At 67.0% G+C, this 21,526-nt stretch carries 20 protein-coding genes; 12 read left to right on the top strand and 8 right to left on the bottom strand.

Going from position 1 to position 21,526, the window contains the following annotated elements; genetic code table 11:
- Window positions 1–8 precede the first annotated feature (8 nt).
- The 6 genes from xrtQ to G3W89_RS00075 all read left to right on the top strand — a co-directional run bounded on the left by xrtQ (window position 9) and on the right by G3W89_RS00075 (window position 5,625).
- Entirely contained in the window at window positions 9–941 is a 933-nt protein-coding gene (xrtQ, locus tag G3W89_RS00100; protein WP_162572208.1) for an exosortase Q, read from the top strand.
- The gene (locus G3W89_RS00095) at window positions 919–1,500 is read left to right on the top strand and encodes a hypothetical protein (protein WP_232076225.1); all 582 of its coding nucleotides are present in this window, start codon (window positions 919–921) and stop codon (window positions 1,498–1,500) included. Before xrtQ ends, G3W89_RS00095 begins: the two co-directional genes overlap by 23 nt.
- Before the next feature lie 13 nt (window positions 1,501–1,513).
- Window positions 1,514–2,791: a biosynthetic peptidoglycan transglycosylase gene (locus G3W89_RS00090; RefSeq protein WP_162572207.1), complete on the top strand. Its 1,278-nt coding sequence runs from the start codon at window positions 1,514–1,516 to the stop codon at window positions 2,789–2,791.
- An 84-nt stretch (window positions 2,792–2,875) separates the two neighbouring features.
- On the top strand, window positions 2,876–3,784 hold the full coding sequence (locus G3W89_RS00085) for a pirin family protein (RefSeq protein WP_162572206.1): 909 nt from the start codon (window positions 2,876–2,878) through the stop codon (window positions 3,782–3,784).
- Window positions 3,785–3,877: 93 nt separating this feature from the next.
- Window positions 3,878–4,948 carry a flavodoxin family protein gene (locus tag G3W89_RS00080; protein WP_162572205.1) on the top strand — a complete coding sequence of 357 codons (1,071 nt, stop codon included), beginning with the start codon at window positions 3,878–3,880 and terminating at the stop codon, window positions 4,946–4,948.
- 134 nt (window positions 4,949–5,082) lie between these two features.
- A complete protein-coding gene (locus G3W89_RS00075) occupies window positions 5,083–5,625 on the top strand; it encodes a Spy/CpxP family protein refolding chaperone (protein ID WP_162572204.1) in 543 nt (180 codons plus the stop codon).
- A gap of 64 nt (window positions 5,626–5,689) precedes the next feature.
- On the opposite strand, the gene G3W89_RS00070 is transcribed toward G3W89_RS00075, so the two are convergent.
- Entirely contained in the window at window positions 5,690–6,121 is a 432-nt protein-coding gene (locus tag G3W89_RS00070) for a serine/threonine protein kinase (RefSeq protein WP_162572203.1), read from the bottom strand.
- Window positions 6,122–6,383: 262 nt separating this feature from the next.
- Between G3W89_RS00070 and G3W89_RS00065 the strand changes: the two genes are divergently transcribed.
- The 5 genes from G3W89_RS00065 to G3W89_RS00045 are packed head-to-tail and all read left to right on the top strand — an operon-like array spanning window position 6,384 to window position 12,238.
- On the top strand, window positions 6,384–7,112 hold the full coding sequence (locus G3W89_RS00065; RefSeq protein WP_162577241.1) for an endonuclease/exonuclease/phosphatase family protein: 729 nt from the start codon (window positions 6,384–6,386) through the stop codon (window positions 7,110–7,112).
- A 20-nt stretch (window positions 7,113–7,132) separates the two neighbouring features.
- Complete coding sequence (gene clsB, locus G3W89_RS00060; RefSeq protein WP_162572202.1) at window positions 7,133–8,359, top strand: cardiolipin synthase ClsB; 1,227 nt, start codon at window positions 7,133–7,135, stop codon at window positions 8,357–8,359.
- Window positions 8,356–9,354 carry a lysylphosphatidylglycerol synthase domain-containing protein gene (locus tag G3W89_RS00055; RefSeq protein WP_162572201.1) on the top strand — a complete coding sequence of 333 codons (999 nt, stop codon included), beginning with the start codon at window positions 8,356–8,358 and terminating at the stop codon, window positions 9,352–9,354. Before clsB ends, G3W89_RS00055 begins: the two co-directional genes overlap by 4 nt.
- A gap of 37 nt (window positions 9,355–9,391) precedes the next feature.
- The gene (locus G3W89_RS00050) at window positions 9,392–10,666 is read left to right on the top strand and encodes a putative DNA modification/repair radical SAM protein (protein WP_162572200.1); all 1,275 of its coding nucleotides are present in this window, start codon (window positions 9,392–9,394) and stop codon (window positions 10,664–10,666) included.
- Window positions 10,667–10,708: 42 nt separating this feature from the next.
- A complete protein-coding gene (locus G3W89_RS00045; protein ID WP_162572199.1) occupies window positions 10,709–12,238 on the top strand; it encodes a UdgX family uracil-DNA binding protein in 1,530 nt (509 codons plus the stop codon).
- On the opposite strand, the gene G3W89_RS00040 is transcribed toward G3W89_RS00045, so the two are convergent.
- Window positions 12,226–12,798 (bottom strand): acyloxyacyl hydrolase, encoded by a 573-nt coding sequence (locus G3W89_RS00040; protein WP_162572198.1) that lies wholly within the window; start codon window positions 12,796–12,798, stop codon window positions 12,226–12,228. The two genes, G3W89_RS00045 and G3W89_RS00040, sit on opposite strands and share 13 nt — an antisense overlap.
- A gap of 173 nt (window positions 12,799–12,971) precedes the next feature.
- Between G3W89_RS00040 and G3W89_RS00035 the strand changes: the two genes are divergently transcribed.
- On the top strand, window positions 12,972–13,472 hold the full coding sequence (locus G3W89_RS00035) for a polyhydroxyalkanoate granule-associated phasin (protein WP_162572197.1): 501 nt from the start codon (window positions 12,972–12,974) through the stop codon (window positions 13,470–13,472).
- 6 nt (window positions 13,473–13,478) lie between these two features.
- Here G3W89_RS00035 and G3W89_RS00030 read toward each other — a convergent pair whose 3' ends face one another.
- From G3W89_RS00030 to dnaA, 6 genes are all read right to left on the bottom strand, one after another.
- Window positions 13,479–14,669, bottom strand: a complete 1,191-nt coding sequence (locus G3W89_RS00030) for a metallophosphoesterase (RefSeq protein ID WP_162572196.1) — start codon at window positions 14,667–14,669, stop codon at window positions 13,479–13,481.
- Between the two features lie 144 nt (window positions 14,670–14,813).
- Entirely contained in the window at window positions 14,814–15,275 is a 462-nt protein-coding gene (locus tag G3W89_RS00025; RefSeq protein WP_162572195.1) for a carboxypeptidase-like regulatory domain-containing protein, read from the bottom strand.
- 110 nt (window positions 15,276–15,385) lie between these two features.
- A complete protein-coding gene (locus G3W89_RS00020) occupies window positions 15,386–15,886 on the bottom strand; it encodes a hypothetical protein (RefSeq protein ID WP_162572194.1) in 501 nt (166 codons plus the stop codon).
- 162 nt (window positions 15,887–16,048) lie between these two features.
- Entirely contained in the window at window positions 16,049–18,670 is a 2,622-nt protein-coding gene (gyrB, locus tag G3W89_RS00015) for a DNA topoisomerase (ATP-hydrolyzing) subunit B (RefSeq protein ID WP_162572193.1), read from the bottom strand.
- A gap of 101 nt (window positions 18,671–18,771) precedes the next feature.
- Entirely contained in the window at window positions 18,772–19,878 is a 1,107-nt protein-coding gene (gene dnaN / locus G3W89_RS00010) for a DNA polymerase III subunit beta (RefSeq protein ID WP_162572192.1), read from the bottom strand.
- Between the two features lie 268 nt (window positions 19,879–20,146).
- Window positions 20,147–21,526, bottom strand: a 1,380-nt coding sequence (gene dnaA / locus G3W89_RS00005) for a chromosomal replication initiator protein DnaA (protein WP_162572191.1), incomplete at its 5' end; no start/stop codon positions are given.

Below are 21,526 nucleotides of genomic sequence, written 5' to 3'. Positions count from 1 at the left end.
GCGCACGCATGACTCTCGACCAGTTCGCCCGCACATGGCCCCGCTTGTTCGACTGGGGCATTCGCCTCGACCGCGCCCCTGCTGCCGCCTGGCTCGCGCTGCAGGCCGCGGCGCTGGTACCGACCTGGCTGTGGATGGCCCGCCGCCTGCTGGACCGGGCCGACGATCCGCTCGGCCTGCTGGCGCTCGGTGCGCTGGCCCTCTTCGCGTGGTCGATGCGCAGGTCGCTGTGCGCCGCGCCGCGCCTCGGGTGGCTCGCCGTGGCCGCCACCGGCACGCTGGCGGCCACGCTGCTGCGCACCGGCATTGGCCCCCTGCCGGCATTCCCGCCGCTTGCGGCAGGCCTGCTCGCCGTGCTGGCGCTGGCCGCCGGTCTCCTGGCATTCCTGCCGCGCGAGGTCGCGAAGCTGCCTGTGCTGGGACTGGCCGTATTGGCATTGCCGCTCTTGTCCTCGCTGCAGTTCTACGCCGGCTATCCGCTGCGCGTGATCACGGCCGAGGCCAGCCGCTGGCTGCTGGCACCCGGCTTCTCGGTGCTGCGCGAGGGCAGCAGCTTGCTGGTCGATGGCCGGCTGGTCGTCGTCGATGCGCCCTGTTCGGGCGTGCAGATGGCCTGGCTCGGCTATTTCACGGCCTGCGCGGCAGCACTGTGGGCGCGGCAGGGAGACCACCGCTTTCTCGCCCGGCTGCCGGCCGTGGGCTTGCTGGTGCTGGCCGGCAACATCCTGCGCAACAGCGTGCTCGTGGGCTTCGAAGGGGCAGGCCATGCACTCGCGCCCTGGCAGCACGAGGCGGCGGGCCTGGCCGTGCTGGCGCTGGTCTGCGGCGCCATCGCGCAGCTGATGGCGCCGGCGCGCCGCGCGTCTTCCTTCACCTCGACGGCCATTCCCGGCCTGATCACCGCCCCCGGAGCCCGCCGTGTCGATACCGCTTTGTCTTGAACGCTGCTTCGGCAACCGCTTCCTCAACCGCGTCGCGCACAAGTCCGTCTTCGCCCTCGTGATGGCACTGTGCCTGCTGTGGTCCGCCGCCTCGGCCTTGCGCTCGCCGGCGCCATCGGTGCCGGTCGCCAGCTTCCAGGAATGGCCCAGCCACTGGGACGGCACCCCGCTGCGGCCGATGGCGCTGGGCGAGGTCGAGCAGCGATTTGCCGAGCGTTTCCCCGGCGCCATTGCCCGCCTGACCGATGGCGCGCAGACCGTCGTATTGCGCCAGGTGAACGCGCCCACGCGCATGCTGCATCCGGCTGTGGACTGCTACCGGGCGCTGGGTTTTCGCATCGGCGAGACCCGGCTGGAACGCGATCCGCAGGACCGACTGTGGCGTTGTTTCGTCACCCAGGGCCCAGACGGACGAAAGTTGCGGGTCTGCGAGCGCATCGTCGATGCCGAGGGCGCGGCTTTCACCGACACTTCAGCCTGGTACTGGGCGGCCGCCGGTGGCCGGTCCAAGGGGCCGTGGCAGGCCGTCACCCTGGCCAGGCCGATCGCGTTCGAGTGATTGAGAGACATTTTTGAAGAAAGCGCTGCTCTTCCTGCTCTTCGGGTTGCTGGCCCTGGTGCTGACCGCCGCGGTCGCCATCTATCTGGTCGTGAAGCTGGCACTGGCGCCCGGTCCCGGCGAGTGGCCGGCGCGCGTCAAGGCGGGGCCTTTCGTGCTCGACGTCGGCGTCCCCACCGCGATCCGGCTCGCCACGTCCTCCTGGTTCGCGCCCTGGGTGGCCGGCCGCAGCTTCGAGACCGAACACGGTCCGGTGCGCGTCGGCTGGAACGAGGCCAACACCAGCCTCGAGCTGGACTGTGCACCCTGCAGCGCCTCGGTACCGGCGCTTGGCAACGCGCCGATCCGGCTCGACAACCTGCGCTTCACCGCCCGCCGCGATGCCGGCTCCCTCAACGGGGTGCTCGAAGCCACGCCGGCCGCGACCACGGTGTCCAGCGTGGCGGGCGACAACGTGCTGCGCGCGCGCTGGGACGGCAAGCTCACGCAGAAGTCCCTGCAGATCCACATCGATGCGCCCGAGGCGCCCATCGCCCGCTGGTACAGCGTGCTGGCGCCCGGCATTCCCGAGCTGCAGCGGGCCCGCATCGGCGGCACGCTGGCGCTGCGTGCCCAGCTCGATCTGCCAGCGAACCAACTCGCGCTGCATCCACGCATCGAGCAGTTCAGCGTCGAGGGCCTGGGCACCGAGGCCCTGCTCGACGCGCGCACCAGCTGCGGCCCGCCGAGCCGGCTGGCCCCCGAGAGCTGGCTCGCGCGCGCGGTGATCGCGGCCGAGGACCAGCGCTTCTTCAGCCACCCCGGCTACGACCTCGCCGAACTCACGGCCGCCCTCGACGCCAACCAGAAAGCCGGCCAGGTCGAGCGCGGCGGCAGCACCCTCAGCCAGCAGCTGGCCCGGCTGGTCGTGACCGGCAGCGAGCGCACGGCCGAGCGCAAGCTGCGCGAGCTGCTCTATGCGGTGGAGATGGAGCAGATGCTGGGCAAGCCCCGCATCCTGCAGCTCTACCTCGACAACGCGCCCTGGGGCCCGGGCGGCCTGTGCGGTGCCGAGGCCGCGGCGCGGCGCTACTTCAAGCGCAGCGCCCGCAACCTGGAGCCGGCGCAGGCGGTCTGGCTGGCCGCCATGCTGAACAACCCGGGTGCCGCGCTCGAGAAATGGCAGCGCGACGGACGCATCGACGGCGAGCGCGCCAAATGGGTGGCCGAAGGCCTGCGCGGGATCACCCGCACCCAGCGCGAGTCGCTGCAGAGGAACATCGCCGCCGCGCGCTTCACACCGCCGCCCTGAAGGGGGCACCCTGCGCCGCGCGTGCATGGGGGGCGGCATCCACACCCCTGACGCGGTCGTCGGCTCCGTGCCACCATGCCGCGGATGAGCACTACCCACACGGCCCACCACCCTGCGCACCATGTCGAACCCGCTTCCTTGACCCGCCCGCGCGGCATCGACCAGATCGTCGCCGGCGTCTCCACCAGCGATGGCGACGGCGTCAAGCTCACGCGCGTGCTGCACCAGTCGTTGCAGCAGCGGCTCGACCCCTACCTGATGCTCGACGCCTTCGGCAGTGACAACCCCGGCGACTACATCGGCGGCTTTCCCAGCCATCCGCACCGCGGCTTCGAGACCGTCACCTACATGATCGCGGGCCGCATGCGTCATCGCGACAGCGCCGGCCATGAAGGCCTGCTGGCCAACGGCGGCGTGCAGTGGATGACCGCCGGGCGCGGCCTGGTGCACAGCGAGTTGCCCGAGCAGGAGGAAGGGCTCATGGAAGGCTTCCAGCTCTGGCTCAACCTGCCGGCCAAGGACAAGATGCGCGAGCCCTGGTATCGCGACATCCAGAGCGAGGAAATTCCCGAGCTCGCGACGCCGGCCGGCGTGCGCGTGCGCGTGATCGCGGGCGAGAGCCACGGCATCGCCGGCGCCGTACAGCGCGCACACACCGAGCCGCTCTACCTCGACCTCACGCTGCCGCCGGGCGCCGAGTTCGCCCAGCCGCTGGCTGCGGATCGCAATGCGCTGCTCTATGTGTTTCGCGAGTCCCTCTACATCGGGAACAGCGAGATCCCGACCAAGCGCATGGCGATCCTCGCCAACGATGCGCACAGCGACGGCGTTCTGGTTCGCGCGCCGGCGTCCAACCACAGCCTCGCGCGAGCGCTGCTGATCGCGGGCAAGCCGCTGCACGAGCCCATCGCGCAGTACGGTCCCTTCGTCATGAACACGCGCGAGCAGTTGACGCAGGCAATGCACGACTTCCAGAGCGGGAAGCTCGGCTGAGGCGCACAACGCACGAAATGTAGTCGTGCACCTACGCCAGCTCGCGTGCGCCGCAGAGCAGTGCGGGCGACGGGCCCTGCGTAGAGTGGGACGATGACCGAAGTCCGCAAAGGCCAGGCGCCACCGCCCATCGAGCGCACCGAGTTCCACCATCGCTTCATGCATGCCTACCGCGACCCGGCCTTCCAGGCCGAGTCGGAGGCTCTGGCGCGCATCGAGGTCATCGCGTGGGAGGCCTACCAGCAAGGCCGCAAGGCCCCGGTGACGCGCAAGGCCGGTCCTGGCTACGCCGACCCCGAGTACGAGCTCTCCGTCGAGTGGCTCGAAGCGAAGGAGCGCATCGAGCGCGCTCAGGCCGCCTGGTCCAGGCCCGAGACGAAGTCCCGCGTGCTGCTTGTCAACAGCTCACCGCGCAACGACGGCACCTGCCCCGGCGAGATGTCGAAGACCTTTCGCCTGCTGAAGCTGGCCCGCGAGGTGCTGGACGCGCAGCAGTTCGATTGCGATGTGCTGGATCTCAGTCGGCTCACGTCCGACTACGGCCGCCACATCCATCCCTGCAAGAGCTGCGTCTCCACCGCGATGCCGCTGTGCCACTGGCCCTGCAGCTGCTACCCGAACCATTCGCTGCGGCAGACCGGCGACTGGATGAACGAGATCTACGAACGCTGGACTGCGGCCCATGGCGTCATCCTCTTCACGCCGACGCACTGGTACCAGGCCGCCAGCCCACTCAAGCTGATGGCCGACCGGCTGGTCTGCGCGGACGGCGGCAATCCCGACCCCACCGCCACCCATGGCAAGAAGGCAGAAGAGGCCAAGGCCATCGAACTCAAGGGATGGGGCTATCCCAAGCACCTGGCGGGCCGTGCCTATGGACTGGTGGTGCACGGCGACGTGGCCGGCGTCGAAAGCCTGCGGCGCAATCTCAGCGACTGGCTGGACTGGATGGGCCTGATCGACGCCGGCACACAGGCGCGGCTGGACCGCTACGTGGGCTACTACGAACCCTACGCCACGAGTCACGACGCACTCGACCGCGATACCGGCCTGCAGGAAGAGGTGCGCAACGTCGCCCGCGCGGTCGCCCGCGCGGTGGCTGCGCTGCGCGCCGGGCAGCTCCAGCCGCCGGATGCCGGGCTGGAGCCCCCGCGGCCCAAGTAGGCGCCGGGACGAAACGGACCGATATCTTTCTTTACATCGCCCTCACCCCGGCGTGACGGGTGCGACACAGTGCGCTTCCACACTTGCCTCACCTGCCGCCGTGTCGGCAGGCTTCTTCGAAAGGAAGCACTCTCATGATCTCGTCTCGTCAGAAAAAGCTCATGGCCGGCCTGATTGCCTCGGCCGCCTTCGCGTGCAGCACCGGCTTCGCGCAGGGGTCTTCGCCCGCGACCGCGGCTCCTGTTGCAACCACGCAGGCCGCCCCAACCGACGCCAGGCCATCCCGCCCGCACCTGGACCGCGCCCAGCGCTTCGAGCGCATGCAGGCCAAGCGCGCGCAACGGCTGGCCGAGCTCAAGCAGAAGCTGCGGCTGGACGCCAGCCAGGAAGGCGCATGGAGCAACTTCACGGCCACGCAGCAGCGGCCGCGTCCGGCAGGCACGGCCCGCATGGAGCGCGCCGAGTTCGCGAAGCTGACAACGCCGCAGCGGCTGGAACGCATGCAGGCGCGCCAGGCTGAGCGCAGCGCGCGCCTGGCACAGCGCATCGAGGCCACCCGCAGCTTCTACGCGACGCTCTCGCCGGAGCAGCAGAAGACCTTCGACGCGGAAACCGTTCACGCCGGACATCGAGGTGGCCAGGGCCACCGCGGGCCGAACGAAGGCGCCAAGAGCTGAGCCCGGTACGGGCTCCCACGAAAAAAGCCCGCATCACTGCGGGCTTTTTTTGATCGCGTCCCGCTTACTGCGGCGTACCCGTCTTGTTGGTCGGGTTGGTCGGCACTTCCGGCCGCTCGCCCGGTTGACCGAAGCGCGGCTTCACCTTGCGGGCATCCGCACTCACCTCGCCGCGAGACATCTCGCCCGTGGGCCTCGGCATGGCGTTGGGCTGGCTGTTCACCATGGTGGTCGCCTCGCCCTTGGGCACGGGGTTGTTGGTGTTGTTGCGGTTGTGCGCGCGGGCCTCGGCCCTCACTGCTTGGCGCGAGGCAGGGTCGGTGCCATCGGGGCGCTGGGTGGCATTGGCCACGCCGCCCGGCACGCTCTTCGTGCTGGCCTGGCCGCCCTTGGCCGGGTCGGGCTGGGCCGGGACCGTGGTGGTCTGCGCGAAACCGGCGCCCGCCAGGCCCATCAGGCCGGTAAGTACGGTGCTGGCAATCAAGGCTCTCTTCATGATGATGTCCCCTTTCAAAGGTCAAACAAGCTGAACGTGAGCCCATTGCGCGAGCTCTGAGTTCAAACTAGGTGGGGCTGGGCATGCCCATTGTGGGGATCGGGCAGCCCCGGCTGTAGGAACCCACCGCCGCCTGGCGCAGGCCGGTGAAGGAGGTGGCAAGCTCCTACAGCAAGGCCACTCGCCTCGGCTTACAACTGCGCACGTGAAACCCTCCACTCCCGCCGCTGGCACGGCGACCACGCCCACCTCGCTCAAGGTCATGACGGTGAACACCCACAAGGGTTTCACTGCGCTGAATCGCAGGTTCATCCTGCCCGAGCTGCGCGAAGCGGTGCGCACCGTCGGCGCTGACGTGGTGTTCCTGCAGGAGGTGCTCGGCACCCATTCGCGCCACTCGCGCAAGATCGACAACTGGCCGGAGGCGCCGCACTACGAGTTCCTGGCCGACACGATCTGGCCGCAGTTCGCGTATGGCCGCAACGCCGTCTATCCGCGCGGCCATCACGGCAACGCGGTGCTGTCGAAGTTCCCGATCGTCCACTTCAAGAACCACGACGTGTCGATCGTCGGGCCCGAGAAGCGCGGGCTGCTGCACTGCGTGCTGCGGCTTCCCGGGCGCCCGGTCGACGTGCACGCGATCTGTGCGCACCTGGGCCTGGCCGAGAACCACCGCATTCAACAGCTCGAACTGCTCTGCCATATCGTGCGCGACGAGGTACCGCCCGACGCGCCCCTGATCGTGGCCGGCGACTTCAACGACTGGCGCGGCCGCGCGCATGACATCCTCGAACAGGGCGCCTCGCTGCGCGAGGTCTTCGTTCATGCCCACGGCAGCGCCGCAAGGACCTTTCCCTCGCGCTTCCCGCTGCTGCCGCTGGACCGCATCTACGTTCGCAACGCGGGCGTGCATGCGCCGGTGGTACTGCCGCGCAAGCCGTGGTCGCACCTGTCCGATCACGCGCCGCTGGTGGCGGAGATCGAGCTCTGAAGGCCCGGGGGAATCCTTCCATGGCCCAGCGTTGGACATTCGGCAACAGCGTGGAGCTGCTCGAGAACGGCGAGCAGTTCTTTCCCCGCGTCTTCGAGGCCATCCGGACCGCCGAGCGCGAGGTGATCATCGAGACCTTCATCCTGTTCGAGGACAAGGTCGGCCTCGCGCTGCACGAGGCCATGCGCGCGGCCGCGCAGCGCGGCGTGAAGGTGGACCTGATGATCGACGGCTTCGGTTCGCCGGACCTGTCCAACGAGTTCGTCCAGGGGCTGACCGACGCCGGGGTGCGCGTGCGCGTGTTCGACCCGGGCCGCCGCTTCCTCGGCCAGCGGCTCAACCTCTTTCGCCGCATGCACCGCAAGATCACGGTGGTCGACGGCCGGCTGGCCTTCGTGGGCGGGATCAACTTTTCGGCCGACCACCTGATGGATTTCGGAGCCAAGGCCAAGCAGGACTATGCGGTGCAGCTCGAGGGACCGATCGTCTCGGAGATCCACCGCTTCGTGCTCCACGCGATCGCCGTCGGCAACAAGGGCGCCGGCTGGTTCCGGCGCCGGCTCAGGGCCGTGCCGCCGTCGACAAACGCACCGGCCGGTGACGCCGAGATGCAATTCGTCAGTCGTGACAACCGCCGGCACACCAACGACATCGAGCGCCACTACCTGGCCGCGATCCGTGCTGCACGGCAGCGCATCGTGATCGCCAACGCCTACTTCTTCCCGGGCTATCGGCTCATCAAGGCATTGCGCCGCGCGGCGCGCCGTGGCGTCGATGTGAATCTGATCCTGCAGGGCGAGCCCGACATGCCGATCGTCAAGGTAGGTGCCAGCATGCTCTACCACCACCTGCTGCACGCCGGCGTGAAAATCCACGAGTATTGCCAACGACCGCTGCACGGCAAGGTCGCGCGGGTGGATGAACACTGGAGCACCATCGGCTCCAGCAACCTCGACCCGCTGAGCCTGTCGCTCAACCTGGAAGCCAATGTGATCGTGCGCGACGCCTCCTTCGCCCGGCAACTGGACGAACGCTTGGACCACCTCATGCGTCACCATTGCAAGAAGATCGAGGTGACGCAACTCAGCGAGTGGAGCGCCTGGCGGCTGGTGCGCAGCTTCTTCGTCTTTCACCTGCTGCGCTGGTACCCGTCCTGGGTGGGCTGGCTGCCGCGCCATGCGCCGCGCCTCCAGCCGTTGGCTGGACAAGGCCCGCACGGGAGCGCGGCGCGTACGGACAACGCATGAGCGGCAGCGCGCGCCCTACCTTGCCCGGCGCTGCGGCCGGGCAAGCGGCGAAGCGCACGTGGTGGCTCTGGGTCAGGCGCATCGCCACCTGGATCTTCTTCGCCCTCGTGGCCTGGCTGCTGGTGCATCAGGCGCGCACGATCGACTGGACGAAAGTGCTCCAGGCCGTGCTCGACATCCCGCTGCCGGCGTTGCTGGCTGCACTGATGCTGGCCGCGTGCAGCTTTGCGATCTACAGCACCTACGACCTGCTCGGCCGGCACATGACGCGCCATCGGCTCGGCACACGCACGGTCATGGGCATCACCTTCATCAGCTATGCCTTCAACCTCAATCTCGGATCGCTGATCGGCGGCATTGCGTTCCGCTACAGGCTGTACTCGCGCCACGGCCTGGGCAACCTCACGATCACGCGGGTGCTCGGCTTCAGCATGCTGACCAACTGGCTCGGCTACCTGGTGGTCGCGGGCATCGCTTTCTACTTCTGGCCCATGGCGCTGCCGCCAGAGTGGAAGATCGAGGCGGACGGGCTACGCATCGTCGGCGCGACCCTGTTGGTGCTGGCGCTGGGGTACCTCGTCCTGTGCGCGGTGGCGCGGGAGCACATCTGGGACATCCGCGGGCACGAACTGCAGACGCCGGCGCTCGGCATGGCGCTGTTGCAGCTGGCCCTGTCCTGCACCAACTGGGCGCTGATCGGTGGCGTCATCTGGTTCCTGCTCCAGCAGCAACTGCCTTATCCGCATGTGCTCGCGGTGCTGCTCGTGGCTGCAGTGGCGGGCGTCATCACGCATGTGCCAGCGGGCCTCGGCGTGCTGGAGGCTGTGTTCGTCGCGCTGCTGTACCAGGTGCCCACGGACCGCCTGCTCGCTGCGCTGCTGGCGTACCGCGCGATCTACTACCTGCTCCCCTTGTGCATCGCGTCTGGCGCGTATTTCTTGACCGAGGTGCGGGCTCGGCAGCGTCGGCGCGCAGCGAGCAAGCGCAGACCCTGATGTCTGTGGGGAACCGCTTCAGCTGTATATTCATACAGTGGACACCCAGCAGAAGCTCGCCATCCTCGCCGACGCCGCCAAGTACGACGCCTCGTGCGCCTCCAGCGGTGGCGTGCGCCGCGACTCAACCAATGGCAAAGGCATCGGCTCCACCGACGGGCAGGGCATCTGCCACAGCTTCACGCCGGACGGCCGCTGCGTATCGCTCCTCAAGGTACTGCTCACCAACTATTGCGGCTACGACTGCCTCTACTGCGTCAACCGTGTGAGCAGCAACGTGCCTCGCGCGCGCTTCACCGTTGACGAGGTCGTGGCGCTGACGCTCGACTTCTATCGCCGCAACTGCATCGAAGGGCTGTTCCTGAGCTCGGGGATCATCCGCAGTCCCGACTACACCATGGAGCAGGTGGTGGAGGTCGCGCGCGTGCTGCGCGAGACGCACGACTTTCGCGGCTACATCCACCTCAAGACCATTCCCGACGCAGCGCCGGAGCTGCTGCAGCGCGCAGGGCGCTACGCCGACCGGCTGAGCATCAACATCGAGCTGCCCACCGCGCAAGGGCTCGCCTCGCTCGCGCCCGAAAAGAACATCCACGCCATCCGCCGCTCGATGGCCCGGCTGCGCACGCAGATCGATGAGGCTCGCGGGGAATCGCTCGAGGCGGCCTCCGCCAAGACGGCTTCGGTGCCGGGCGCGCCACCCCGGCGCAGCGCGCCCACCCCGTTTGCGCCGGCCGGGCAGAGCACACAGATGATCGTGGGGGCGGACGGCGCCGACGATCGCGCCATCCTCGAGTCGAGCGCCAGGCTGTATGGCGCCTACGGGCTGCGCCGCGTGTACTACTCGGCCTTCAGCCCCATCCCCGATGCGTCGCCTTCGCTGCCGCTGCAGGCACCGCCGCTGGCGCGCGAGCACCGCCTCTACCAGGCCGACTGGCTGATGCGCTACTACGGCTTCTCGCACGAGGAGATCGTCCCTGCCTCGCAAGGCATGCTTCGGCTCGACCTCGATCCCAAGCTCGCCTGGGCGCTCGCGCACCGCGAGCGCTTCCCTGTGGACCTGAACTGCGCACCACGCGAGATGCTGCTGCGTGTACCCGGGCTTGGCGTGAAGACCGTCGAGCGGCTGCTGGCCACACGCCGCGTGCGACGGCTGCGCAGCGAGGACCTGCGCCGGCTGCGCGTGCAGCTATCGACCGTGATGCTGTTCGTCATCACCGAGGATCATCGGCCTGGCCGCGGCCTCGAAGCGGCAGACATCGCCAGGCGCTTCAGGCCTGCGCCGGTTCAGGCCTCGCTGTTTTCCGGCTGAAGGCCTACAACCGCACTGCGCGCTCCTTCCCTAACCTGCAGCATGGCGCATCACCTCGTCACGCTGGCCAGCGAGACCGACTGGCACGGCTTCCGGCGCGAGGCCCGCACCCTGCTGGCCCGCCTCGTGCCTCCGGAAGAGGTGAGCTGGTGCACGGCTGGCGCAAGCACCAGCGAGCTGTTTGGCGAGATCGTGCCCCAGGCGCGGGGCGAGCACACCGGCGGCGGCGCCTTCGCTGTACCGGCATCCTTTCTTTCGCTGTGCGAATCGGTGATCCTGCATGCCGATCCGACGCGCTTCGCCCTGCTCTACCGGCTGCTCTGGCGGCTGGTGCACGAGCCCGGGCTGCGCCACGACGCTCTGGATCCCGACCGTTTGCGCGCGCGTCGCATGGCACAGGCGGTGCGAAGAGACATGCACCGCATGAAGGCCTTCGTCCGGTTCCGCCGGGTCGAGGAGCCGGGCGGCGACGCGCCACTGCACGTGGCCTGGTTCGAGCCCGACCATCACATCGTCGAAGCGGTGGCGCCCTTTTTCCTGCAGCGTTTCACCGGGATGCACTGGGCGATCCTCACGCCCGAGTGCAGTGTGCGATGGAACGGCGAGGTGCTTGAATGCGGTCCCGGCGCTTCGCGGGACCAGGCGCCGCCGGCCGACGCCGGCGAGCACCTGTGGCTCACCTACTACCGCCACGTCTTCAATCCGGCGCGCCTGAAGCTTGCCACCATGCAGCGGCAGATGCCGCGCGGCTATTGGCACAACCTGCCTGAAGCCCCCTTGATCGGTACGCTCGCGCGCGACGCGGCCGCACGCAGCGAGCGCATGATCGAAGCCGAGCCAACCGCACCCCTGCGCCGCATTCCCGCCGCCGCACACGGCCTCAGATCGACGGAGCTTGCCATGTCCGATCACCCGGAACACCCCAGCTATCCCGACCCACCCGATCTGCCAAAGGAGCCCGCGCAGGCATTGGAACTGCTGAGGCAGGCGACGGACCGCTGCCGGGCATGCCCGATCGGTGAACACGCCACGCAGTCGGTATTCGGCGAGGGCCCCGCCGCTGCCGCGGTCATGGTGGTCGGCGAGCAACCCGGCGATCAGGAGGACCTGCAAGGCAGACCTTTCGTGGGGCCGGCGGGCCGGTTGTTCGACAAGGCCGTGGCGGACCTGGGTTGGTCGCGCGACCGGCTGTATGTGACCAACGCGGTCAAGCACTTCAAGTTCGAGTTGCGCGGCAAACGCCGCATGCACAAGACGCCCGCCCAGCGCGAAGTGGCTATCTGCCTGCACTGGCTCGAAAGCGAGATCGCCCAGGTGCGCCCGCATGCCCTCATAGCGCTCGGTGCCACGGCCGCGCGAGCCCTGCTCGGGCGACCGGTGCCGGTGACGCGCGAGCGCGGCCAATGGCACACCGATGCGCGCGGCCTGCCGGTGCTGGTCACGCTGCATCCGTCGGCGCTGCTCAGGGGCGATCCGGAACAGCGCGAATCCGCCTATGCCCAGTGGCTGCACGACTTGGCGGTCGCCAACGACTACCTCGCACCAGGCAAGCGCCTGGCTCAGAAGCGGTAGAGGTAGCGCACCTTGTAGAAATTCTCGCCCGGGTTGGGCTTGCGAAGGCCGGCGTTCGAGAAGTGCTGGATCCGCAGCGAAAGCTCGTGCTCCCCGCGCGAGCCGAAGTTGCGGCCGATGGCCAGTTGCTCGGTGAACTGGAAGCGTGTGCTGAAGCGGCGGTCGGGCGACTGGTAGCGGTCGTTCATCGTGCTACCGCCGAGGCCCGCTTCGAAGAACCAGGGCGAAGCGCCCTCCTCGAAGCGAAAACGCCAGCCCGCAATGGCACCCAGCTGCGAGTAGTTGTGGTGGCCGTTCCGATCGACGTTCGGCGTGCGCCATTGGCTGAAAAACAGGTCGGCATACGAGGTGACCTGGGTACCCCAGACCAGCTGCTGCTGCCCCCAGGGCAGGACTGCGCCAATCGTCAGAGATCGGGTACTGGTGTCGTTGTGCGGGGCGCGGCCGGCCTCGAAATAGAAGGCGGGGGAGCCATCCTCGAAGGCGGATGCGCTGACTGAAAGCGACAAGAGACCGGCACACAGCAGAACCTTGGCGCAGGGCGATTTCTTTTTGGGCATTCGAACAGGTCCGGGGAGAAACGGAGACGACGCCTGCCACCGCCAGCTTGGAGGTGGCCGACGTGGCCGGGTCGCCGCGACAAGCGAGATGAAATCTTCGCTGAAAACTCGCCACGATGCCACTGGCCCGTCCGATGAGCCTATAGTGGGTTTCAGCTTATCGTATGACCTTCATGTCCACAGCCTTCTCCTCCTCCCCTCGGTTTTTCAACCCCTTCATGCTCTGGACGGATGTCGCCTTCAAGACGCAGGAAATGCTGCTGTACTCCAGCGCCGTGATCCGGCTGCGCACCGAGGGCATGGCCAGGGCCGGCCTCGTGCCCAGCGATGCAGACCTGGCCGAAATGCAGCTCATGGGCCATGAGAAGCTGGCGGCGGCCACCGAGTCGGGTGCCGCGATCGCCAACCAACTGCACAGCACGCAGTTTGCGCTCGTCCACCGTGCCGTGCGGCACTGGCTGGCCGGCGGCGTCGCCATGGCTTCGCTGGTCACCAGCACCACGCCAACGCAGATCTCGAGGCACGGCCAGGCACTCGTCGGCGCCGCCACGCGCTCGGCCGCGACGCTGAGCCAGCTGTCGAGCGCCGGCGCGCGCATCGCGCAACGCGGCCTCAAGCCAATCCACGCCAAGGCGAGCGCCAACGCGCGGCGGCTCACCGGCCTGCAGGCCTGAACCCATTCACAGCCGTTCCGGCACCAGCCTCAGCAGCGTGATTTCGGACGGCGCACCGAAGCGCTTGGGTGGACCCCAGTAGCCGGTGCCACGGCTGGTATAGACCCACATCTCGCGCAGCCGGTGCAACCCGGCGGTGAAGGGCTGCTGCAGCGGCACGAACAGGTTCCAGGGGAAGAACTGCCCCCCGTGCGTGTGACCCGAGAGCTGCAACTGGTAGCCCGCGTCGGCCGCAGCCGGCGCGCTGCGAGGCTGGTGCGCGAGCAGCAGGCGGGTGCGCACCAATGGCGGTGCACCGTGCAGGGCACGCACGGGATCGCTGGCATGCGCGGCGTCGAAATGAACGGCGGTGTAGTCGGTCACGCCAGCCACCAACACGGCACTGTCGAACGCCTCCTCGTCGGTCTGCGCACCCTTCACGTTGCGCGTCTGCAGCACCACATGCTCGTTGAGCAGCACCCGCAAGCCCAGGCGTCGCAGCTCATCGATCCAGGCATGAGCGCCGGCGTAGTACTCGTGGTTGCCGGTTACCACGAAGGTGCCGTGGCGCGCGCGCAGGCCAGCCAGCGGCGCCACATGCTCGCGCAACTCGGTCACCGTCCCGTCAACGAGGTCGCCGGTGATCGCGACCATGTCGGCACCCAGCAGGTTGACCGCATCGACGATGCGCTGGATGTAGCCGCGCCGGATGGTCGTCCCGACGTGGATGTCGCTGAGCTGGGCGATGGTGAAGCCCTCGAGGCCCGCCGGCAGGTTGCGGATCGGCACGTCCACGCGCACCACGCTGGCGGTGCGCCGGGCGTTGAAGAAGCCGATGAGCGAGACGAGGGTTGCCATGAAGGGCACCGCCGCTGCGCTCCAGGCCTGCGCGCGCGAGGCGTCGAACGTCCACCCGCCCGCGGTGAAAACGATCCAGCTCAGCAACAGCCCGAGATCGCGCACCAGGGTCAGGACGAACATAGAGGAAAACCAGCCCATGCTCAGCAGGCCCAGCCATTTCCAGCCGTTGGACAAGGTCGCACGTCCGTGGGCGCTGCGCGCGCGGACAAACGGCAGCGGCATGGTGACTGCTGACAGCACCAGCGCTGCCAGCAAGACCGGCCAAGCGCCGGTGAGCACGGCGAGGGCAGGCAGCAGCCGCAGGCCGATGTAGACATGCAGCAGTGTGAAGAGGAGGGTGATGGGGCGAAGTGGCATCGAAGCCTTGCACGGTACCAGCAGGACGCAAGGAGCGCATGTGGGCGCTGCCTGTTCCCCATTCAAGGCGCATGCCAGCAATCACACGCGTGCCGGTGAAAAAACCGGCAAGCCACGCCACCTCACTTCAGGCGAAGGCTCCGTTCACGAGTGTGCGCTGACATCCGTGCCGGGGGGCCAGAGGAACAGCGTCCGGGTCGGGCTGCCGGGGTGGATCTCGACCGTCTGCTTCAGCGTGCGGCCCCCGAGCGTTGCCTCCACCTCGTAGCGGCCGGGCTCGAGGCGCGCCACCATGAAGGGGCCCTGCGCCGTGACCTGCGACAGCACCGTGCGCCCGCCGGCATCGCGCACCGTCACGGCGACGTCGGCTGCGAAGTCCGAACGGCTGCCATCCTTGACCGCGAACTCGAAGGTGGCCGGCCAACGAGGCGCCACGGTCTCCATCAGCGCGGCCTCGTCGCTGCTGACGCCGCCGCTCATGTACTCGATACCGTTGGCCATATGGATCGGCGGGTTGTAGGCCGCATGTGCCGACAGCGCACCAAGAAGCGACGCACCACCAAGCATCAGGGCAGCCGCCGGCCACCATAAACGGGTTGTGTTCATAGCCATGTCCTCAAGATGAAGCAGAGGCGAAACGATCCGACACGCCCCAACTATGGAAAGGCTGGCTTAAATGAAACTGAACCTCAGGAGCGCCGCCTGCGGCCGCTGCATCAGTCTCTGCTGCTGCGCACGGCGGCCTGCTGCTCTGCCATGCGCGGACCGCCGGCATTCGCGAAATCGACGTTGGAAGGCCAGACGAACACGGCCCGCGACGGGGCCCCGTTGAACACCGTCAGGGGTTGCCGCAGCGTGACGCCGCCCAGCGTGGCTTCGACCTCGTAGGCGCCGGGATCGAGCCGCGCCACCATGAACGGCGCCCCCGCAACGGTTTCCATGATCGGGCGACCGGTATAGCGTTCACGCACCACCACTGTCACGTCGTCCGGCACGTCGCCGGGTTTCGCGCGGTTGACCGAGAACTCCAGCGTGGCCGCCCAGCGCGGCGACACCATCCGCATGAACGCCGCCTCCGCGCTGTTCTTCCCGCCGCACATGTACTCGATGCCTTGGGTCACCAGGATCGGCGGGTTCGAAGGGAGCGCCTGCGCCGAAGTCCATGCACCCAGAAAGACCAGTGCCGCCAGGGGCCACCCGAAACGGTTCGGTTTCATTGCTTCTGTCCTCGCTCCAAAAAACGGCATCCAATCGGCCGAAATTCTTGCTTAGCAAAAGTCAGGCTAGGTATAGCGTTTACGCGAAGTGCGGCGCCGGCTGAGCCCGAATGGACATTTTTCTTCGGGTCTCATGGATTCTGGTCGCCGTCGCTCTCTCTCCTACACGTCGATGTTCGCCGCCCGCAGCGCGTTCTGCTCGATGAACTCCCGCCTCGGCTCGACCTCGTCGCCCATCAGCATGGTGAACACGCGGTCGGCCTCGATGGCATCGTCGATTTGCACTCGGAGCAGGCGACGCACGCTGGGGTCCATCGTGGTCTCCCACAGCTGCGCAGGGTTCATCTCGCCCAGGCCCTTGTAGCGCTGGCGAGAGGTGGCGTTCTCGGCCTGTCCGATCAGCCAGCGCATGGCTTCGCGGAAATCGCCGACCTTCTCTTCCTTGGCCTTCTCGCCCTCGCCGCGGCGAACGACCGCGCCATCGCCCAGCAAATCGCGGAAGGTCTTGGCGGCCTCGGCAAGCGCTGCGTAGTCGGCGCCGTGCACGAAATCCTGCGTGATGACGCTGCTTTTGATGTTGCCGTGGTGGCGGCGGCTGATGCGCAGGAGCGGCTTGTCGGTGCGCGCGTCGAACTCGCTGGCAACTTCGGCCGGCACGCCGGTGGCGCTGAGTTCGCGAAGCTTCGCCTGCAGCGCCACGGCGGAGGCCTCTGCCGCGGGCGTGGTGTCCAGATCGAGCGAGACACCGTCGGCAATGGCACGCAGCGCCTCGGCATCGAGGAAGTTGCCGAGGCGCGCAATGACCGCCTCGGCCAGCTGGTGCTTGCGGGCCAGCTCGGCCAGCGTCTCGCCGCTGAGCGTCGCCGGCTTTTCCCCGCCCGTCTGGATGCTCGCATCCTTCAGCGCGATCTTCAGCAGGAAGGCGTCGAGCGCCGGCCCGTCCTTGAGGTACTGCTCCTCCTTGCCGACCTTCACCTTGTAAAGCGGCGGCTGCGCAATGTAGATGTGGCCGCGCTCGACCAGCTCGGGCATCTGGCGATAGAAGAAGGTGAGCAGCAACGTACGGATGTGGGCACCGTCGACGTCGGCGTCAGTCATGATGATGATGCGGTGATAGCGCAGCTTGGCGACGTTGAAGTCATCGGCGCCGCCGCCTGCAGTGGTCGCGCCGGCACGGCCGATGCCGGTTCCCAGCGCCGTGATCATGGTCAGGATCTCGTTGCTCGTGAGCAGCTTCTCGTAGCGCGCCTTCTCGACATTGAGGATCTTGCCGCGCAGCGGAAGGATGGCCTGGAACTTCCGGTCTCGCCCCTGCTTGGCGGAGCCTCCTGCGGAGTCGCCCTCGACGAGGTAGACCTCGCACAGCGCCGGGTCCTTCTCCTGGCAGTCCGCCAGCTTGCCGGGCAAGCCCATGCCGTCGAGCACGCCCTTGCGGCGCGTCATCTCGCGTGCCTTGCGGGCTGCCTCGCGCGCACGCGCGGCCTCGACGATCTTGCCGCAGATGATCTTGGCGTCGTTGGGCCGCTCCTGCAGGTAGTCGCCGAGCAGCCGCCCGACAATGTCCTCGACCGGGGCGCGGACCTCGCTGGAGACCAGCTTGTCCTTGGTCTGGCTGGAGAACTTCGGCTCGGGCACCTTCACGCTGAGCACGCAGCACAGACCCTCGCGCATGTCGTCGCCGGTGACCTCGACCTTGGCCTTCTTGGCGAGCTCGTTTTCCTCGATGTACTTGTTGATCACCCGCGTCATCGCGGCGCGCAGGCCGGTGAGGTGGGTGCCGCCGTCACGTTGCGGGATGTTGTTGGTGAAGCACAGCACCTGCTCGTTGTAGCCGCTGTTCCACTGCATCGCGACCTCGACGCCGATGTGCGTCCCGGGGATGCCGCCGTAGGTTTCGGCGGGCCGCTCTCCGGCGGCGTAGAACACGTTCGGGTGCAGGATGGTCTTGCCCTTGTTGATGAACTCGACGAAACCCTTGACCCCGCCGGCCCCGGAGAAGTCGTCCTCCTTGCCGCTGCGCTCATCCAGCAGCCGGATACGTACGCCGTTGTTCAGAAAGCTCAGCTCGCGCAGCCGCTTGCTGAGGATCTCGTAGTGGAAGTCGGCGTTTTCCTTGAAGATCTCGGTGTCGGGAAGAAAGTGCACCTCGGTGCCACGCTTCTCCGTTTCGCCGGTGATCTTCATCGGAGACACCTCGACGCCGTTCACCGCCTCGACGATGCGGTTCTGTACGAAGCCCCTGCTGAACTCGAGCACGTGCACCTTGCCCTCGCGCCGCACCGTGAGGCGCAGCATCTTGCTCAGCGCATTCACGCAGCTCACGCCCACGCCATGCAGGCCGCCCGAGACCTTGTAGCTGTTCTGGTTGAACTTGCCGCCGGCATGCAGCTCGGTCAGCGCAATTTCGGCGGCCGAGCGCTTTGGCTCGTGCTTGTCGTCCAGCTTCACCCCGGTCGGAATGCCGCGGCCGTTGTCGACCACCGAAATCGAGTTGTCCGTGTGGATGGTGACGATGATGTCGTCGCAATAGCCCGCAAGCGCTTCGTCGATGGAGTTGTCGACCACCTCGAAGACAAGGTGATGCAGTCCGGTGCCATCCGAGGTGTCGCCGATGTACATGCCGGGGCGCTTGCGCACGGCCTCCAGCCCCTCGAGGATCGTGATGGAGCCCTCGCCGTAGGTGTCCACGGCGGCAGGCGTCACTTCGACCGGAATGGCGCTGTCGATCTCGGGGGTGTAGACGGGCTCGGTGTGCGGCACGTCCGGCTTGTTGTCTTCGCTCATCAGGATCTTTCTCTCTCTCGGAACCGGGTTCTATTCGTCTCTTCAAAGACCAAGCCCGCGGGATGCCGCGGGCGGTCTCGTCACTCCCTGCAAATACGCCGTCAAATGCGCATCGGCATGACGACGTACTTGAAGGAAGCGTTCTCGGGAATCGTCATCAGCACCGAACTGTTGGAATCGGCGAGGTCGAGCTTCACCATGTCCTGGCCCATGTTGGCCAGCGCGTCGATCAGGTAGCTCACGTTGAAGCCGATCTCGATGGCGTCGCCGCCGTAGTCGATGTCGAGCTCGTCCTGGGCTTCTTCCTGCTCGGCGTTGTTGGATGCAATGCGCAGCGTCCCGGGCTCGATGTTGAGGCGCACGCCCTTGAACTTCTCGCTGGTCAGGATCGCTGTGCGCTGCAGGCTGGCCAGCAGGGTCGCGCGGCCGACCGTTACCGAGTTCTTGTGGTTCTTGGGGATCACCCGGTTGTAGTCGGGGAACTTGCCCTCCACGAGCTTGGTGACGAACTCCATGCCCTCGAAGGCGAACTTGGCCTGGTTGTTGGCGAACTGCATCTCGATCGCGCCCTCGGCGTCCGACAGGAGGCGCTGCATCTCCAGCACCGTCTTGCGCGGCAGGATCACTTCCTGGCGCGGGACCTCCACGTCGAGCATGGCGGAAGCGTAGGCCAGGCGATGGCCATCGGTGGCCACCAGGCTCAGTTGCTTGCCTTCGGCCACGAAAAGGATGCCGTTCAGGTAATAGCGGATGTCATGCACCGCCATCGCGAAGGAGACCTGGCTGAGCAGGTCCTTCAGGGTCTTCTGCGGCACGCTGAAGACGGGCCCGAAGTTGGCCGACTCCTGCACCAGCGGGAAGTCCTCGGCCGGCAGCGATTGCAGCGTGAAGCGGCTCTTGCCGCCCTTGAGCACCAGCTTGCTGGCGCTCGACTCCAGGCTCACGGTCTGGTCGGCAGGCATGGTGCGCAGGATGTCGATCAGCTTGCGCGCGCCTACGGTGGTCGTGAAGTTGCCGTCGTCACCGCCTAGCTCGGCATGGGTGCGGATCTGGATTTCCAGGTCGCTGGTGGTCAGCTGCAGGCGCGGGCCAGTCTTGCGAATCAGCACGTTCGCCAGGATCGGGAGCGTGTGCCGCCGCTCCACGATACCCGCCACCGACTGCAGGGCAGCGAGGACTTTGTCTTGTGTGGCCTTCAAAACGATCATGACTTACCTCTTCCTTTATTTCTTTAATTCAAATTAGTAGTAGTAGATAAGGGACGGCCCCCGCTGTGGACAGGGCGATTTTCCGCTTTGCTGACAGCCACTTGCTGATGCCGGTAGCCTGTGCGCAGGCGTGCTTCCGTGGTGTCGCGCCGAGGCGCACAACTTTCGGGAACGCGACACGCCTGTGGACAACAGCCCGCTTGTGCCGGATCTTTCCCCAGAGTTGTCCTTTGACAGGTCCCGATGAATCTGCGATGGCCAGCATGCATCAGCCCTTGAGGGTTTGTTCCAGCACATGGAGCTGCTGGTTGAGCTCCGTGAGCTGCTGGCGCTCGCCGGAGATCTTGCGCACCGCGTGCAGCACCGTCGTGTGGTCGCGGCCGCCGAAGAGTTCGCCGATCTCGGGCAGGCTCTTCTGGGTCAGTTCCTTGGCCAGGTACATCGCGATCTGGCGAGGCCGTGCGATCGAGGCCGGCCGTTTTTTCGAGTACATGTCGGCGACCTTGATCTTGTAGTAGTCGGCGACCGTCTTCTGGATGTTCTCGACCGAGATCTGCCGGTTCTGGATCGACAGCAGGTCGCGCAGCGCCTCGCGCGCCAGGGCGATCGAGATCTCCTTCTGGTTGAAGCGCGAGTAGGCGAGGATCTTGCGCAGCGCGCCTTCGAGCTCGCGCACGTTGGAACGCACGTTCTTGGCCACGAAGAAGGCCACTTCTTCCGGCATCTCCGCGTTCTCGGCGCGCGCCTTGTTGATCAGGATCGCCACGCGCATCTCGAGCTCGGGCGGCTCGATCGCCACCGTCAGTCCGGAATCGAAGCGCGAGACCAGTCGTTCGTGGATGTCCGACAGCCCCTTCGGGTAGGTGTCGCTGGTCATGACGATGTGCGACTTCTTGGCCAGCAGGGCCTCGAAGGCGTTGAAGAATTCTTCTTGTGTCCGATCCTTGTTGGCGAAGAACTGGACGTCGTCGATCAGCAGCAGGTCGAGCGAGTGATAGCGCTCCTTGAACTCATCGAAGGTCTTGCGCTGATAGGCCTTGACCACATCCGACACGAACTGCTCGGCATGGATGTAGAGAACTTTGGCGTCGGGACGGTCGGAGAGCAGGCGGTTGCCCACTGCATGCATCAGGTGGGTCTTGCCCAGCCCGACGCCGCCATAGATGAACAGCGGGTTGTAGAGATGCCCGGGCATGCCTGCCACGTGCATGGCCGCGGCTCGCGCCATCCGGTTGGCCGTGCCTTCGACCAGCGTCTCGAAGGTCAGGCCGGAGTTGAGCCTGTTCTTGAAGGCGCCGCCGGATGGATCCTCGCCGGGACCAGTCACATCGCGAGGCACATCCGTCTCGACAGTCACTGCCATCGACACAGGCCTGGCAACGATTTCTCGCGGAGCAAGCGCTAACTCGATGATGACTGGCTGGCCGTAGAGCTTCTCGGCCATCGCTGCAATCTTGCCCGCGTACTGGGCCCGGATCCAGTCCAGCTTGAAGCGGTTGGCCACGAAGACGGTCACGCGCGAAAGATCGTCCGCGACCCTGGCGGTCAGCGGCTTGATCCAGGTGTTGAACTGTTGTTCCGACAGTTCCTGCGCGAGCTGGTCGACGCAGGCTTGCCAAAGGCTGTCGCCAATGCCTTCACTCGGCAT

Source organism: Variovorax sp. PBL-H6, assembly GCF_901827155.1.
Taxonomy (GTDB): Bacteria; Pseudomonadota; Gammaproteobacteria; order Burkholderiales; family Burkholderiaceae_C; genus Variovorax.
Note: the sequence above shows the minus strand (reverse complement) of the source record. Positions and strands in the feature narration are given on the sequence as shown.